Origin of the sequence: Vibrio sp. Isolate33, from assembly GCF_022397895.1 — a bacterium.
GTDB classification, from domain to species: domain Bacteria; phylum Pseudomonadota; class Gammaproteobacteria; order Enterobacterales; family Vibrionaceae; genus Vibrio; species Vibrio pomeroyi.
The window spans coordinates 81,726-97,776 of the sequence record NZ_JAKEUP010000013.1 but is presented as its reverse complement, the minus strand read 5'-3'; the positions used below and the strand labels follow the sequence as shown (position 1 = coordinate 97,776).

The 16,051-nt window shown below is 45.1% G+C and carries 12 protein-coding genes; all 12 read left to right on the top strand.

From position 1 onward, the window contains the following. Positions 1 to 39: 39 nt before the first annotated feature. The 12 genes from murD (at position 40) to carA (ending at position 16,050) form a co-directional block, all read left to right on the top strand. Positions 40 to 1,356, top strand: coding sequence for a UDP-N-acetylmuramoyl-L-alanine--D-glutamate ligase (murD, locus tag L1D37_RS17260; RefSeq protein ID WP_239848577.1), 1,317 nt, complete (start codon positions 40 to 42; stop codon positions 1,354 to 1,356). 22 nt (positions 1,357 to 1,378) lie between these two features. Then, positions 1,379 to 2,575, top strand: coding sequence for a cell division protein FtsW (gene ftsW / locus L1D37_RS17255; protein WP_017629347.1), 1,197 nt, complete (start codon positions 1,379 to 1,381; stop codon positions 2,573 to 2,575). Positions 2,576 to 2,587: 12 nt separating this feature from the next. After that, positions 2,588 to 3,649: an undecaprenyldiphospho-muramoylpentapeptide beta-N-acetylglucosaminyltransferase gene (murG, locus tag L1D37_RS17250; RefSeq protein WP_239848576.1), complete on the top strand. Its 1,062-nt coding sequence runs from the start codon at positions 2,588 to 2,590 to the stop codon at positions 3,647 to 3,649. 13 nt (positions 3,650 to 3,662) lie between these two features. Beyond that, positions 3,663 to 5,123 carry a UDP-N-acetylmuramate--L-alanine ligase gene (gene murC, locus L1D37_RS17245; RefSeq protein WP_057621970.1) on the top strand — a complete coding sequence of 487 codons (1,461 nt, stop codon included), beginning with the start codon at positions 3,663 to 3,665 and terminating at the stop codon, positions 5,121 to 5,123. A 191-nt stretch (positions 5,124 to 5,314) separates the two neighbouring features. After that, the gene (locus L1D37_RS17240) at positions 5,315 to 6,094 is read left to right on the top strand and encodes a cell division protein FtsQ/DivIB (RefSeq protein WP_026084087.1); all 780 of its coding nucleotides are present in this window, start codon (positions 5,315 to 5,317) and stop codon (positions 6,092 to 6,094) included. Next, a complete protein-coding gene (gene ftsA, locus L1D37_RS17235; RefSeq protein ID WP_010434747.1) occupies positions 6,087 to 7,355 on the top strand; it encodes a cell division protein FtsA in 1,269 nt (422 codons plus the stop codon). The genes L1D37_RS17240 and ftsA overlap by 8 nt, the downstream gene beginning before the upstream one ends. A gap of 31 nt (positions 7,356 to 7,386) precedes the next feature. Further along, positions 7,387 to 8,616 carry a cell division protein FtsZ gene (gene ftsZ, locus L1D37_RS17230; protein WP_017059291.1) on the top strand — a complete coding sequence of 410 codons (1,230 nt, stop codon included), beginning with the start codon at positions 7,387 to 7,389 and terminating at the stop codon, positions 8,614 to 8,616. 96 nt (positions 8,617 to 8,712) lie between these two features. Beyond that, positions 8,713 to 9,630, top strand: coding sequence for a UDP-3-O-acyl-N-acetylglucosamine deacetylase (lpxC, locus tag L1D37_RS17225; protein WP_010434751.1), 918 nt, complete (start codon positions 8,713 to 8,715; stop codon positions 9,628 to 9,630). Between the two features lie 388 nt (positions 9,631 to 10,018). Continuing rightward, positions 10,019 to 12,745, top strand: a complete 2,727-nt coding sequence (gene secA, locus L1D37_RS17220) for a preprotein translocase subunit SecA (protein WP_176680905.1) — start codon at positions 10,019 to 10,021, stop codon at positions 12,743 to 12,745. A gap of 346 nt (positions 12,746 to 13,091) precedes the next feature. Continuing rightward, positions 13,092 to 13,490 (top strand): 8-oxo-dGTP diphosphatase MutT, encoded by a 399-nt coding sequence (gene mutT, locus L1D37_RS17215; RefSeq protein ID WP_215404590.1) that lies wholly within the window; start codon positions 13,092 to 13,094, stop codon positions 13,488 to 13,490. A 92-nt stretch (positions 13,491 to 13,582) separates the two neighbouring features. Continuing rightward, a complete protein-coding gene (gene dapB, locus L1D37_RS17210) occupies positions 13,583 to 14,407 on the top strand; it encodes a 4-hydroxy-tetrahydrodipicolinate reductase (RefSeq protein WP_239848575.1) in 825 nt (274 codons plus the stop codon). 503 nt (positions 14,408 to 14,910) lie between these two features. Then, entirely contained in the window at positions 14,911 to 16,050 is a 1,140-nt protein-coding gene (gene carA / locus L1D37_RS17205; protein WP_048609692.1) for a glutamine-hydrolyzing carbamoyl-phosphate synthase small subunit, read from the top strand. Position 16,051: the final 1 nt, after the last annotated feature.

Below are 16,051 nucleotides of genomic sequence, written 5' to 3'. Positions count from 1 at the left end.
ATAGAGGCTCTTTAAAACTATTAAGAGCATCTTGTTTAAATGGAACGTTGGCAAAATATTCAAAATGTAGTGGTTGTGGGGCTCGGTATTACCGGGCTCTCTGTCGTTAAACATCTCGTAAAATATCAACCTCACACTCATGTGAAGGTCATTGATACGCGAGAACTACCGCCGGGCAGAGAGTCTCTGCCTGAATCGGTAGAACTGCATTCTGGAAGCTGGAATACCCAATGGTTGGCTGAGGCTGATTTAGTGGTAGCTAATCCAGGTATCGCCTTAGCAACCCCTGAAATTCAAGATGTTGTTCAAGTGGGAACGCCTGTTGTCGGTGACATCGAGTTGTTTGGCTGGGCGGTGAATAAACCGGTCGTGGCGATTACTGGCTCAAATGGTAAGAGTACGGTGACTGACCTTACTGGTGTGCTTGCTAAAGCGGCTGGCCTTAACGTCGGTGTCGGTGGCAATATTGGTATTCCGGCTTTAGACCTTCTTGAGCTTGATGTAGATTTATATGTTCTTGAGCTCTCAAGCTTCCAGTTAGAAACTACATCGAACCTGAACCTTGCTGCAGCAGCCTTTTTGAACCTGTCAGAAGATCACATGGATCGCTATCAGGGTATGGCTGATTATCGCGAGGCTAAGTTAAGAATCTTTAATAACGCGCAGTGTGCGATTGTAAATCGAGAAGACAAAGAGACTTACCCAGACCACACAATGCCATTGGTGACATTTGGACTCGATGATCAAGAGTTTGGTGTATCGACTACTGATGGCACTGAGTGGTTAATCGATAACGGTAAACCAGTACTTGCTACTCAAGATTTAACATTGGTTGGACGTCACAATGTGGCGAATGCGTTAGTCTCTTTAGCATTATTGAAGCAAGTTGGTATTGATTACAGCAAAAGCCTTGAAGCTTTGAAAGCTTACAATGGTTTGACTCATCGCTGCCAAGTGGTGGCTGACAAGCGCGAAATCAAATGGGTTAACGACTCAAAAGCAACCAACGTAGCGAGCACATTAGCGGCTCTGTCTGGTTTAGAGTACCAAGGTACTTTGTATCTATTGGTTGGTGGCGTTGGTAAAGGTGCTGACTTTAGCGAGCTTAAACTTGTATTGGCGCAACTAGATAGTGTTCAGTTGTGTTGCTTCGGTGAAGATGCTGCGCAATTTATGCCGCTGCATCCATCAGCACAAAAGTTCGAGACCATGCAGCAGATAATCGAATCTATCTCACCACAACTGGTGGCTGGAGATATGGTGATGCTGTCTCCGGCGTGCGCGAGCTTCGATCAATTTAATAATTTCATGGCAAGGGGTGATGCGTTCACTGAACTTGCTCATGAGTATGCCTAACGTGTTGAAGGACTAACATTCAGTGCAAAGAGTGAAAGAGATCAATCAATCTATTTGGCAGTGGCTCAACCGTGCCACACCAGAGGCGCTCTACGATCGTCAATTGGTATGGATTGCTCTTGGATTGATGCTGACGGGTTTGGTGATGGTAACGTCGGCTTCGTTCCCAATCAGTGCTCGTTTAACCGATCAGCCGTTTCACTTTATGTTTCGTCATGCCATCTTCCTTGTGTTGGCGTTAGGTGTGTCCAGCGTCATATTACAGATCCCGATGCAACGCTGGTTTCAGTACAGTATGTACCTACTGGGCTTGTCCTTCTTCTTGCTGATCGTGGTATTAGCGGTCGGTAAGTCAGTTAACGGTGCATCGCGTTGGATCCCTCTCGGCTTATTTAACCTACAGCCAGCCGAAGTCGCCAAGCTATCACTGTTTATCTTCATGGCGGGCTACTTAGTCCGTAAGCAAGACGAAGTGAGGAAAACCTTCTTTGGTGGTTTCGGTAAACCTATCATGGTGTTTGGCGCCTTTGCTGTGTTACTGCTCGGTCAACCCGATTTAGGTACCGTAGTCGTAATGCTGGTTACCCTGTTCGGTATGTTATTTATCGCCGGTGCCAAGCTTTCACAGTTTATTGCCTTGATGGTGGCAGGCATTGCCGCCGTTGTTGGTTTGATTGTCATAGAGCCTTACCGTGTTCGACGTGTGACCTCTTTTTGGGAACCTTGGAATGACCCGTTCGGCAGTGGCTACCAGTTAACCCAATCATTGATGGCGTTCGGTCGTGGTGATTGGATGGGGCAAGGGCTTGGCAACTCAATTCAAAAACTCGAATATCTACCGGAAGCACACACCGACTTTGTATTTGCTGTATTGGCAGAAGAGCTCGGTTTCGTTGGTGTTACCTTAGTGCTGATGCTGATCTTTAGTTTGGTGTTTAAAGCCATTCTTATTGGCAAAAAAGCCTTCGATAACGACCAAGTGTTCAGTGGCTATTTGGCTTTCGGTATTGGTATTTGGTTTGCTTTTCAAACGCTTGTTAACGTAGGCGCTGCTTCAGGTATTGTTCCAACTAAAGGTCTAACCTTGCCGTTGATCAGTTATGGTGGTTCAAGTCTTATCGTGATGTCGGTGGCGGTTTCTATGCTGCTGCGTATCGATCACGAATGCCGGATACAACAAAAAGAACAAGCCGACAATCAAAACGAATTAGTAGAATAAGAATCTAACGTGATGAATCAAAACAAAAAACTTTTAGTGATGGCTGGTGGTACTGGCGGTCACGTTTTCCCAGGGCTAGCGGTGGCTAAAAAGCTTCAGCAGCAAGGCTGGGAAATTCGCTGGCTAGGAACCGCAGACAGAATGGAAGCGGATTTAGTGCCAAAGCATGGTATTGAAATCGACTTCATCAAAGTGAAAGGCCTGCGCGGTCAAGGTATTAGCAAGCTAGTTAAAGCGCCGTTCCAGATTATCAATGCCATACTTCAAGCAAGACAGCACATCAAAGCATGGCAGCCAGATGTGGTGCTTGGTATGGGCGGCTACGTAAGTGGTCCCGGCGGTATCGCAGCATGGTTGTCTGGCATTCCAGTGGTACTGCATGAGCAAAATGCAGTGGCAGGTTTAACTAACCAATGGCTGTCTAAAATTGCTAAAAAGGTATTCCAAGCTTTCCCTGGTGCGTTTCCTACTGCGGAAGTGGTAGGTAATCCTGTACGTGAAGATGTGGTTGCCTTAGCTGAACCAGAGCAACGCATGGCGGAGCGTGATGGCGATATTCGCATCTTGGTGATGGGCGGTAGCCAAGGCGCTAAGATCCTAAATGATACCTTGCCAGTGACGATGGCGCAGCTTGGCGAAGGCTTCACAGTGATGCACCAAGCGGGCAAGAACAACCAACAACAAGTTATTGAGCAATACAAATCACATTCTGTAGATAATGTTCAAGTGACTGAATTTATTGATGATGTGGCGCAAGCTTATGAGTGGGCAGATCTATTAGTGTGTCGCTCAGGTGCATTAACCGTATCAGAAGTATCTGCGGCGGGTGTGGGCTCTATCTTCGTTCCGTTTATGCACAAAGACAGACAGCAAGCGCTGAACGCCGATCACTTAGTTGAATGTGGCGCTGCGTTAATGATTGAACAGCCTCAATTGACGGCTGATAAGCTAGCGAACACGATCGCTGAGCTTGATAGAAATGAATTAAAAATGATGGCAACAAAAGCTCGTCAAGCGGCCAAGCTTGATGCTGATGTGACCGTCGCTGAAGCGATTAAAGCTTTAGCAAAATAATGAGATTGAATTGATGACGATTGAACATACCCAAGACTTAGCGCAAATCCGTGCAATGGTGCCAGAGATGCGCCGTGTTAAATCTATCCACTTCATTGGTATTGGTGGTGCAGGCATGAGCGGGATCGCTGAAGTCCTGCTAAATGAAGGCTACCAAATTACAGGTTCTGATATTGCTCAAAACCCAGTGACTGATCGTTTAGTTAGCAAGGGCGCGACCGTTTACATTGGTCACCAAGCAAGTAATGTTGCCGATGCAAGTGTGGTGGTGGTATCAACCGCTATCAACGAAGAAAACCCAGAGATTATTGCAGCTCGTGAAGCGCGCACCCCTATTGTTCGTCGTGCAGAAATGCTGGCTGAGCTGATGCGTTTTCGTCATGGCATCGCTGTGGCAGGTACGCACGGTAAAACAACAACAACGGCTTTGGTTACACAGATTTATTCTGAAGCGGGCCTAGATCCAACCTTCGTCAACGGTGGTTTGGTGAAAAGTGCAGGCACTAACGCACGTTTAGGTTCGAGCCGTATCCTTATCGCTGAAGCTGATGAAAGTGATGCGTCATTCTTACATCTGCAACCTATGGTTAGTATTGTAACTAACATTGAAGCGGATCATATGGATACCTATGGCGGTGATTTTGAAACGCTAAAGCAGACGTTTATCGATTTCCTACACAACCTACCATTCTACGGTCAGGCTGTGATGTGTGTAGATGATCCTGTTGTACGTGAACTTATCCCTCAGGTGAGCCGCCAAGTGATTACTTACGGTTTCTCTGAAGACGCGGACATTCGCATTGAAAACTACGTACAAGAAGGTCAACAAGGCAAGTTTACGGTTGTACGTGAAGGCAAAGCGAACCTAGATATCACGTTGAACATCCCAGGTCGCCACAACGCATTGAATGCATCGGCTGCGATTGCGGTTGCGACGGAAGATGACATCAGCGATGAAGCGATTCTAAAAGCGATGGCGGGAACGGAAGGTACTGGTCGTCGTTTCGATCATCTTGGTGAGTACGAAACGGGTAAAGGCGTGGCGATGCTGGTCGATGATTACGGTCATCACCCAACGGAAGTGGATGTGACGATTCAAGCGGCTCGCAGTGGCTGGACTGACAAACGTCTCGTGATGATCTTCCAACCACACCGTTACAGCCGAACACGTGATTTATATGATGATTTTGCGAACGTTCTTGAACAAGTTGATGTCTTAATCTTATTGGATGTGTATTCAGCAGGTGAGAAACCGATTGCAGGGGCTGACGGACGTTCACTAAGTCGAACTATTCGTGGGCGTGGTAAGATTGATCCAATCTTTGTTGCTGATATCAACACACTGCCATCGGTTCTAGCGAACGTAATTCAAGGCGGCGACCTTGTTTTAACGCAGGGTGCAGGTGATGTTGGTCGTGTAGCTAAGCAACTTGAATCGCTACAATTAGACATTAATAAAATGCAGAACGCGTAACAGAATAGCGTCTACATACTGTGGTCGATCGCTCACTTCTTGCGATTGACCTAAAATTGACCAAAAATCTTATTATCAACGTTTGATAGTTTGATTTTGCTCAGTATAATTCATAGGTTAAAGTAAGTGCTTTTACCTCTATTACGAAGATAGGGAATAGAATTGCGAACCAACGACAGGGAATGCGGGCTTTGGTAGAAAGTACTTTTAGCGAAAACCGCCACCTATTCAGTTTACCGTCGCTCAAGAAACACGCCTTAGGCGGGTCTTTTTTTGTCATGGTATTGCTATTCATTGGGTTTCTTTTCTATACCACACTGACTTGGATGTGGGACGATCAGCGATTGCCTCTCTCCAAAATAGTACTTCAAGGCGACTTAACTTACGTAACCGCTGGTGACGTTCAACATGCCTTTGGCGAGCTTGAACACATTGGAACATTTATGTCGCAAGACATCGGCGTGTTGCAAGACAGTTTAGAAGCGTTACCTTGGGTATCTGTTGTCTCTATTCGTAAGCAGTGGCCAGACACAATAAAAGTATTTTTGACTGAGTACCATGCGGCAGCAATCTGGAACGGCAACATGCTGCTGAATGACGATGGTCAGGTGTTCAATGGTGATATCGGCCTCTTGAAGGGCGATAGAGTTAAGCTTTACGGCCCAGACGGCACCAGCCAAGAAGTGATAGAAAAGTGGCGACAGATAACCCCTTTGATTAACAGTCTTGGGTTAACCGTTACCTCGCTCGTTCTCAATGAGCGTCGCGCTTGGCAAATAATCCTAGATAACGGTATCCGTTTAGAACTAGGTAAAGATTCTTTAGATGAGCGTGTTGAACGCTTCATTTCGCTTTACAACGAGTTAGGTAGTAAGGCGAATCAAGTGAGCTACATCGACCTCAGGTATGATACGGGAGCCGCTGTAGGCTGGTTTCCAGAGCAAGAGTTAGAAGAGAGCACAGATGACTAAGACCGCAGATGACAACATAATCGTTGGTCTTGATATAGGCACTGCGACCATATCAGCTCTGGTTGGTGAAATATTGCCTGATGGTCAAATCAATATCATTGGTTCTGGGCAAAGCCCATCCAGAGGTATGGATAAAGGTGGTGTAAACGACCTAGAGTCGGTAGTTAAGTCGGTTCAGCGAGCTATTGATCAAGCAGAGTTGATGGCGGAATGCCAAATCAGCAATGTGTTTATCTCGCTATCGGGCAAACATATCGCAAGCCGAATTGAAAAAGGCATGGGTACTATCTCTGATGAAGAGGTGTCTCAAGACGATATGGATCGAGCGATCCATACCGCGAAATCAATTAAAATAGGTGATGAGCAGAGAATTCTGCACGTGATTCCACAAGAATTTACCATTGATTATCAAGAAGGGATTAAGAACCCACTTGGCTTATCTGGTGTTCGAATGGAAGTCAGCGTTCACCTAATTTCTTGCCATAGCGACATGGCGAGAAACATTATTAAAGCTGTTGAACGATGTGGTCTCACAGTAGAACAGATCGTGTTTTCAGGACTTGCCTCAAGTAATGCGGTAATTACTGAAGACGAGAGAGAGCTTGGAGTATGTGTGGTGGATATCGGCGCGGGTACGATGGATATTTCCATTTGGACTGGCGGCGCACTGCGACACACAGAAGTCTTTTCCTACGCAGGAAATGCAGTAACCAGTGATATTGCCTTCGCTTTCGGCACGCCAGTGAGCGATGCTGAAGAGATAAAAGTAAACCATGGTTGCGCTCTGAGTGAACTCGTAAGCAAGGATGACTCTGTTAACGTCCCAAGTGTTGGTGGTCGCCCATCGAGAAGTTTGCAACGACAAACTTTGTCGGAAGTGATTGAACCACGTTACACTGAACTTATGGGTCTCGTTAACCAAACTATTGATACGGTTCAATTACAGCTACGAGATGAAGGTATTAAACACCACCTTGCAGCTGGCGTCGTTCTCACTGGTGGAGCGGCACAAATTGACGGATTGGTAGAGTGTGCGGAACGTGTTTTCCGCAATCAAGTTCGAGTTGGTAAGCCATTAGAAGTTAGTGGCTTAACTGACTATGTTAAAGAGCCGTATCATTCTACGGCGGTTGGTTTACTTCATTACGCAAGAGATTGTCAGATCAGTGATGAAGGTGATTACAGCGAACCTAAGCGTTCAGCACCTTCTATGTCTGGTTTGTTTGGCAAATTGCGTAATTGGATACAAAAAGAGTTTTAACCTGAGTTGCAGGAAAAAACGGAGATAACACATGTTTGAACCGATGATGGAAATGTCTGACGATGCAGTAATTAAAGTCGTTGGAGTTGGTGGCGGTGGCGGTAACGCTGTTGAGCACATGGTACGTGAATCAATCGAAGGCGTAGAATTCATCAGTGTTAACACTGATGCTCAAGCACTTCGTAAAACAAGCGTGAGCAGCGTGATCCAAATTGGTGGTGATATCACTAAAGGTTTGGGCGCTGGTGCAAACCCACAAGTAGGCCGTGATGCAGCTCTCGAAGATCGAGAAAGAATTAAAGAAGTTCTAACTGGCGCCGATATGGTATTTATCGCAGCTGGTATGGGCGGTGGTACTGGTACAGGTGCTGCTCCAGTTATTGCTGAAGTTGCGAAAGAGTTGGGTGTGCTAACGGTTGCTGTTGTAACTAAGCCATTCAGCTTTGAAGGCAAAAAGCGTTTAGCGTTTGCTGAGCAAGGTATCGAAGAGCTTTCAAAGCATGTGGATTCTTTAATTACGATTCCAAATGAAAAGCTACTTAAAGTACTTGGCCGCGGCGTAACACTGCTAGAAGCTTTCGCAAGTGCAAATGATGTACTTAAAAATGCTGTACAAGGTATCGCCGAGCTAATTACTCGCCCTGGTATGATTAACGTCGATTTCGCGGATGTTCGCACCGTAATGTCTGAGATGGGTCATGCAATGATGGGTAGCGGTATCGCAAAAGGTGAAGACCGTGCTGAAGAAGCTGCTGAAACGGCAATTTCTAGCCCACTACTAGAAGACATCGACCTAGCTGGTGCACGTGGCGTTCTTGTGAACATCACAGCAGGCCTAGATATGCGTCTAGATGAGTTCGAAACAGTAGGTAACACAGTTAAGGCATTCGCATCTGATAACGCAACAGTTGTGATTGGTACTTCTCTAGACCCTGATATGACGGATGAAATCCGCGTAACTGTTGTTGCAACAGGTATCGGTACAGAGAAAAAACCAGACATTACTTTAGTTGCTGGTGGTAAAGCTAAGGTTGCACCAACTCCTCAACCACAGGTAGCGGCTCAAACTGCACCAAAAGTGGAAGAGAAAGTGGCACAGCCATTGCAAGAAAAAACTGAGGTTAAACCTCAAGTTAAGCCACAGCCAACAACGTCACCTGTTTCTTCAGGTACAGGCGCTAGCCAAAGTGCAGCACCTAAAGCTGAGAAAGAGAGTGGATATTTAGATATTCCAGCATTCTTACGACGTCAGGCTGATTAACAAACACCCAAAATTTGACTATAGTCGAATTAATGGTAAAATTCGCGGTCGGTAAATACTGACCGTGATTTGTAGCACTGATAACGAGGCAAGCAGATGATCAGACAACGTACTCTGAAAGAAATTGTGAAAACAACTGGTGTGGGTCTCCACTCTGGTCGTAAAGTCACACTTACTCTTCGCCCGGCAGCTGCAAATACAGGCATTGTTTATCGTCGTACAGATGTAAATCCACCTGTAGATTTCCCAGCTGATCCAGCATCAGTTCGTGACACTATGTTATGTACTGCTCTTGTTAATGACGAAGGCGTACGTATCTCTACAGTGGAGCACCTTAACGCAGCTCTAGCGGGCATGGGCATCGACAACATTATTGTTGAAGTAGATGCACCAGAGATCCCAATTATGGATGGTAGCGCAAGCCCATTCGTATATTTGCTACAGCAAGCGGGTGTAGAAACACTGAATGCAGCGAAGCGTTTTATTCGTATCAAAAAGCCTATCCGTTTTGAAGATGGCGATAAGTGGGCAGAGTTTGTTCCATTTAACGGCTTCCGTATGGACTTTGAGATCGACTTTAACCACCCAGCAATTGAATCTGATGAGCAACGTTTGTTGTTTGATTTCTCTTCACAAGGCTTTGTGAAAGAAATCTCTCGCGCTCGTACTTTCGGCTTCATGCGCGATATTGAGTACCTACAATCTCAAAACCTAGTACTTGGCGGTAGCTTCGATAACGCTATCGTTCTAGACGAATACCGAATTCTTAATGAAGAAGGTCTGCGTTTTGACAATGAGTTCGTAACTCACAAAGTACTGGATGCGATTGGTGACCTTTACATGTGTGGACACGCTATTATTGGTGAGTTCCGTGCATACAAATCAGGTCACGGCCTAAACAACCAACTACTACGTGCAGTACTTGCTGACGCAGAAGCTTGGGAATGGGCAACATTCGAAGAAGAAGTAGGCTCTCCTGTTGCATTTGCTGAGCCAGGAATGGTTCTAGCGTAATTGTTGTTTACAACAATATAAGATTTCGAAAACCAGGTCGTTGACCTGGTTTTTTTGTATCTATTTTCCAGATACAGTGTCGTCAACATCCGAAAGTTGACTACCAATGGGCTACAGTCTGGCTAATCCGTCAGCAATTAGAAAGAAAAGTTCCAAGCACATCAAACAAATGGGGTTATATATGGTCGTTGGTGTGAAAATTACTTACACTAAAGGGCATTAATTTTAACTCAAGCCTTGAAAACTCTACTCTCAAGTACAATATCAAAGATACTAGATTTATCTCAGTATCCTTGGTTAGTAACTGAAGACTAGTTCATAGCTAGTAGAGACTGACGGCATTTAAAATAGATCGCGGACGATCTGAGAACGAAGAGATTCCAAGCACATGATTACTAAGCTGCTGACAAAGGTAATTGGCAGTCGCAATGACAGAACACTGCGCCGCCTTAGAAAAATTGTAAAAGAAATTAATAACTACGAACCAACGTTTGAAGCACTTTCAGACGAAGAGCTAAAAGCAAAAACGGTTGAATTTCGTGAGCGCTTAGATAAAGGTGAATCGCTAGACCAACTTCTACCTGAAGCATTTGCTACGGTACGTGAAGCGTCTAAGCGTGTTTACGGCATGCGTCACTTTGACGTGCAAATGATTGGTGGCATGGTTCTAAATGCTGGCCAAATTGCAGAAATGCGTACTGGTGAAGGTAAGACTCTTACAGCAACCTTACCAGCTTATCTTAACGCCCTACCTAGCAAAGGTGTTCACGTAGTAACGGTGAACGACTACCTAGCGAAGCGTGATGCGGAAACAAACCGCCCATTATTTGAATTCCTTGGTATGACGGTTGGCGTGAACGTGCCAAACATGGCTCCGCCAGAGAAAAAAGAAGCGTACCAAGCAGACATCCTATATGGAACAAACAACGAGTTTGGTTTCGATTACCTACGTGACAACATGGCTTTCCGTGCTGAAGATCGTGTTCAACGCGAACGCTTCTTCGCTGTTGTCGATGAAGTTGACTCAATCTTAATTGATGAAGCTCGTACCCCACTTATTATCTCTGGCCCTGCTGAAGATAGCTCAGATCTTTACACGCGTATTAACACGTTAATTCCTAACCTTGAGCGCCAAGATAAAGAAGATTCTGAAGAGTACCGTGGTGAAGGTCACTATACCATGGACGAGAAATCGAAGCAGGTTCACCTGACTGAAAACGGTCAAGAATTTGTAGAAGAGCTAATGGTGAAAAACGGCCTGATGGAAGAGGGCGACACGCTTTACTCTCCAACAAACATCAGCCTATTGCACCATGTTAATGCAGCGCTTCGTGCACACGTATTGTTTGAGAAGAACGTAGACTACATCGTTACTGAAGATGGCGAAGTCGTTATCGTTGATGAACATACTGGTCGTACAATGCCAGGTCGTCGTTGGTCTGAAGGTTTACACCAAGCTGTTGAAGCTAAAGAAGGTGTGAAGATTCAGAATGAAAACCAAACGCTAGCATCGATTACTTTCCAAAACTTCTTCCGTCTATACGAAAAACTGTCAGGTATGACAGGTACTGCCGATACAGAAGCTTTCGAATTCCAGTCTATCTACGGCCTAGAAACTGTGGTTATCCCAACCAACAAGCCTATGGTTCGTAACGATATGCCAGATGTGGTTTATCGTACTGAAGAAGACAAGTTCAATGCGATCATTGAAGACATTAAAGACCGTGTAGCTGCTGGTCAGCCATCACTGGTTGGTACAGTTTCTATCGAGAAATCTGAGCTACTGTCTAACGCACTGAAAAAAGCAAAAATTAAGCACAACGTTCTAAACGCTAAGTTCCACGAAATGGAAGCTGAGATCGTTGCACAAGCGGGTACGCCAAGCGCGGTAACTATCGCAACTAACATGGCCGGTCGTGGTACCGATATCGTGTTAGGTGGCAGCTGGCAGGCACAAGTTGAGAAGCTGGATAACCCAACTCAAGAGCAGATCGATAAGATCAAAGCTGACTGGAGAGTAATCCACGATAAAGTACTTGAGTCAGGTGGTCTGCACATCATTGGTACTGAGCGTCATGAATCTCGCCGTATCGATAACCAGCTACGTGGTCGTTCTGGTCGTCAAGGTGATGCAGGTTCTTCTCGTTTCTACCTATCAATGGAAGACTCTCTGCTACGTATCTTTACATCGGATCGTATGGCTGGTCTTATCCAAAGTGGTATGGACGAAGGCGAAGCAATCGAATCTAAGATGCTTTCTCGCTCAATTGAAAAAGCACAACGTAAAGTTGAAGGTCGTAACTTCGATATTCGTAAGCAGCTTCTTGAGTACGATGATGTAGCCAATGACCAACGTAAAGTGGTTTATGAGCTTCGTGACGAACTGATGAGTTCTGACGACATCAGCGAAATGATCGAACACAACCGTGAAGACGTGTTTACTTCGGTTATCGATGAATACATTGCTCCTCAATCGCTTGAAGATATGTGGGATATCGCGGGTCTGCAAGATCGCCTGAAGAACGACTTCGATCTAGAGTTCGATATTCAAGGTTGGTTGGACGAAGACGACAAGCTTTACGAAGAAGCACTGCGTGAACGTATCCTAGGTATGGCGGTTGATTCGTACAAACAGAAAGAAGAAGTGGTTGGTGCTCAAGTACTACGTAACTTCGAGAAATCTGTAATGCTACAAACGCTAGATGGCCTTTGGAAAGAGCACTTGGCTGCGATGGATCACCTTCGTCAAGGTATCCACCTACGTGGTTACGCTCAGAAGAACCCGAAACAAGAGTACAAGCGCGAGTCGTTTGAACTGTTTGAAGGTCTACTAGAAGTACTGAAATCAGATGTTATTACCATCCTTTCTAAAGTTCGCGTTCAGCAACAAGAAGAAGTAGAAAAGATGGAAGCTCAACGTCAAGCTCAAGCTGAAGAAGCGGCGCGTCGTGCACAAGCACAACACGCAACGGCTGAAAATCAGTTAGGTGACGATGAAGCTGAACCAGCATCTCCACAAACGGTAGTACGTGATGAGCGTAAAGTGGGTCGTAACGAACCATGCCCATGTGGAAGTGGCAAGAAATACAAACAGTGTCACGGTAAAATTGACTAAGTTTGGTGAATCGTTGCTGTAACGGATGATTGCAGTGTCGGAGGTACTCACTTACTAACGTAAGCTCCGTACCTCCTCCTTGCACTCACCACGTCACAGCTTAGCTTCACACAAACTTATTGATATAAAGAGTCGCTTAGGCGGCTCTTTTTGTATGTAAATTTCATGGCTTACTTTGTTATACAAGGAAGTCGTCATTCCCTATAGCGAGGAACGAGCGTAATAGGGAATCTCGTTTAGTTAGGCTCACGTTGTTTTAGATCCCCAACTCAGTCGTTCCTCCTTGTTGAGGATGACGTATTCAGGGACTATGTGAGTTAACCGTTTTATTAAGGAACACCAACACATGAAAAGAATCCATATTGTAGCGGGCATTATCTTCAACCAAGATAAGTCACAGGTATTTATCACTAAGCGCCCAGACGACAAACACAAGGGCGGTTTTTGGGAGTTCCCCGGCGGCAAGGTAGAAGCGGGTGAAACCATTGAACAAGCGATGACTCGTGAGCTCGATGAAGAGATTGGCATTAAAGTGACTAAGCAGTCTTTGTTTGAGCACCTTGAGTTTGATTACACGGACAAGTCGCTTAAGTTTGACTTCATCCTTGTGACCGATTTTGAACAGCAGCCTTATGGCAAAGAAGGTCAGCAAGGTGAATGGGTAAGTCTTGAATCATTGAATCAATACGCCTTCCCTGAAGCAAATGTGCCAATTTTAGAGCGAGTGGTAAAAGAGTTTTCGTAATTGCTAGCCTGAGTTTGAGATTGTTGTTAGTTTAAAGAGATTAATCGAATGAACGTTGCTGCAAGAGAGAAGTGGTAACGGTAACCAAAACAATGGAGATATTCGCAGTGGTAAGAATTGCAATTGCAGGAGCAGCGGGCCGTATGGGTCGCAACTTGGTGAAAGCCGCTCATCATAATTCAGAAGCAAGTGTTGGTGCTGGCTCAGAGCGTCCAGAGTCATCTTTGGTCGGTGTTGATGTTGGCGAGTTATGTGGTGAAGGTCGTTTTGATGTCGCGCTAGTGGATGACTTGTCTAAAGCCATCGAAGAGTTTGATGTGATTGTCGATTTTACTGCCCCTGTTAGCACATTAGCGAATATTGAACTTTGTAAACGTCACGGTAAAAAGCTAATCATCGGTACGACGGGTTTCTCTGAAGAAGATAAACAGGTGATTGATGCGGCTTCAAAAGAGATGCCTATCGTAATGGCACCTAACTACAGTGTCGGTGTGAACCTTGTATTTAAGCTGCTAGAAAAAGCCGCGAAAGTGATGGGCGATTACTGCGATGTTGAGATCGTTGAGGCTCACCACCGTCATAAAGTCGATGCTCCTTCTGGTACAGCGATTGGTATGGGCGAAGCGATTGCTGGCGCGATGGGCAATGAGCTCAACGATGTAGCCGCATGGTCACGTGAAGGTATTACTGGTGAGCGTACGAAAGATGAGATTGGTTTCGCTACTATTCGTGCCGGTGACATTATTGGTGAACACACCGCTATGTTTGCTGATATCGGTGAGCGAGTCGAAATTACTCATAAAGCCACGGACCGAATGACTTTCGCTAATGGCGCAATCAAGGCTGCAGTCTGGTTAAATGATAAACCAGCCGGCTTTTATACCATGACTGATGTCCTAGGTTTGAATGACCTGTAAATAGATATTTATGCGCTGGCAATTGCCGGCGCTTTCTTTATTTGGTACATTTTCCTTCGTAATATCCCTTTTACAAACCTCCCTCTAGTTTCTTCTGATCGTCGATTTTTCCTTATTTAACTTTGTTTTTTAATGCTTATAGTGTGTTTTTTGTTTTAGGTCTTTAAATTACGATCTTTTCTCTTTGTATTTATCGATTGCGTTTTGTTGCTGATGTTTTTATCACTCTATGGTTGGCTAAAATGAGGGGTGAAAATTAGAAAATCGTAATATTCGGCCGAAATGAGCATGAAAGTTAAACTTTTGAAGCTTTGATGGCGTAAATTGAATTAGTCCTTACAAATGTTTAATTTCTTTTGCGTTAAATGTTGACACGTATCACGCACATCACTAAAATACCGCCAATTTGTCTAATTTCCATAAACACGCAGTTTCTGGTGTTGCAGGAAGGTAGATTTGCAAATTAAATCAATTTTAATGCATTTTTATTTCTGGAGGTTGTCTTGAAGAAGTCAGCACTACTCGTCCTAGAAGATGGGACAGTATTTCACGGTGAAGCCATTGGCGCTGTAGGTTCTGCAGTTGGTGAAGTCGTTTTTAATACCTCGATGACGGGGTACCAAGAAATCCTCACTGATCCTTCCTATTCTCAACAAATCGTTACCCTTACTTACCCTCACATTGGCAATACCGGAACCAATTCCGAAGACGAAGAATCTTCTTCAATCCACGCTCAAGGCCTTGTGATTCGCGATCTCCCTCTAATCGCTTCTAACTTCCGTAATGAACAATCCCTTTCTGATTACCTTAAGTCGCAAAACGTTGTTGGTATCGCTGATATCGATACTCGTAAGCTGACGCGTATTCTTCGTGAAAAAGGCGCTCAGAACGGTTGTATCGTAGCGGGTAACAATTTAGACGAAGCTTTGGCTCTAGCTAAAGCAAAAGAATTCCCTGGCCTGAAAGGTATGGACCTTGCGAAAGAAGTTACAACAAAAGAAGCGTATCAATGGAAACAGGGTTCGTGGACGCTTACGGGTGGACTTCCTGAAGCGAAAGCAGACTCTGAATTGCCATACCACGTTGTTGCTTATGACTTCGGTGCAAAACGAAACATCCTACGAATGCTTGTTGACCGCGGCTGCCGCCTAACGGTTGTTCCAGCTGAAACTTCTGCTGAAGAAGTACTGGCTCTGAACCCAGACGGTGTTTTCCTTTCAAATGGCCCTGGTGACCCAGAACCATGTACTTACGCAATTGAAGCGACAAAAGTGTTCCTAGAAAAAGGCTTACCAATCTTCGGTATCTGTCTAGGTCACCAGATTCTTGCTCTTGCGTCAGGCGCTAAGACAGTGAAGATGAAGTTTGGTCACCACGGTGCAAACCACCCGGTTAAAGATTTAGATCGTGATGTGGTGATGATTACTTCGCAAAACCACGGCTTTGCTGCTGACGAAGAAACCCTTCCAGAGACACTACGTGCAACGCACAAATCACTATTTGATGGTTCTCTACAAGGTATTCACCGTACAGACAAACCAGCATTCAGCTTCCAAGGTCACCCTGAAGCAAGCCCAGGTCCGGAAGACGCAGCGCCGTTATTCGACCACTTTATTGAACTAATCAAACAGCACACAGCGTAAT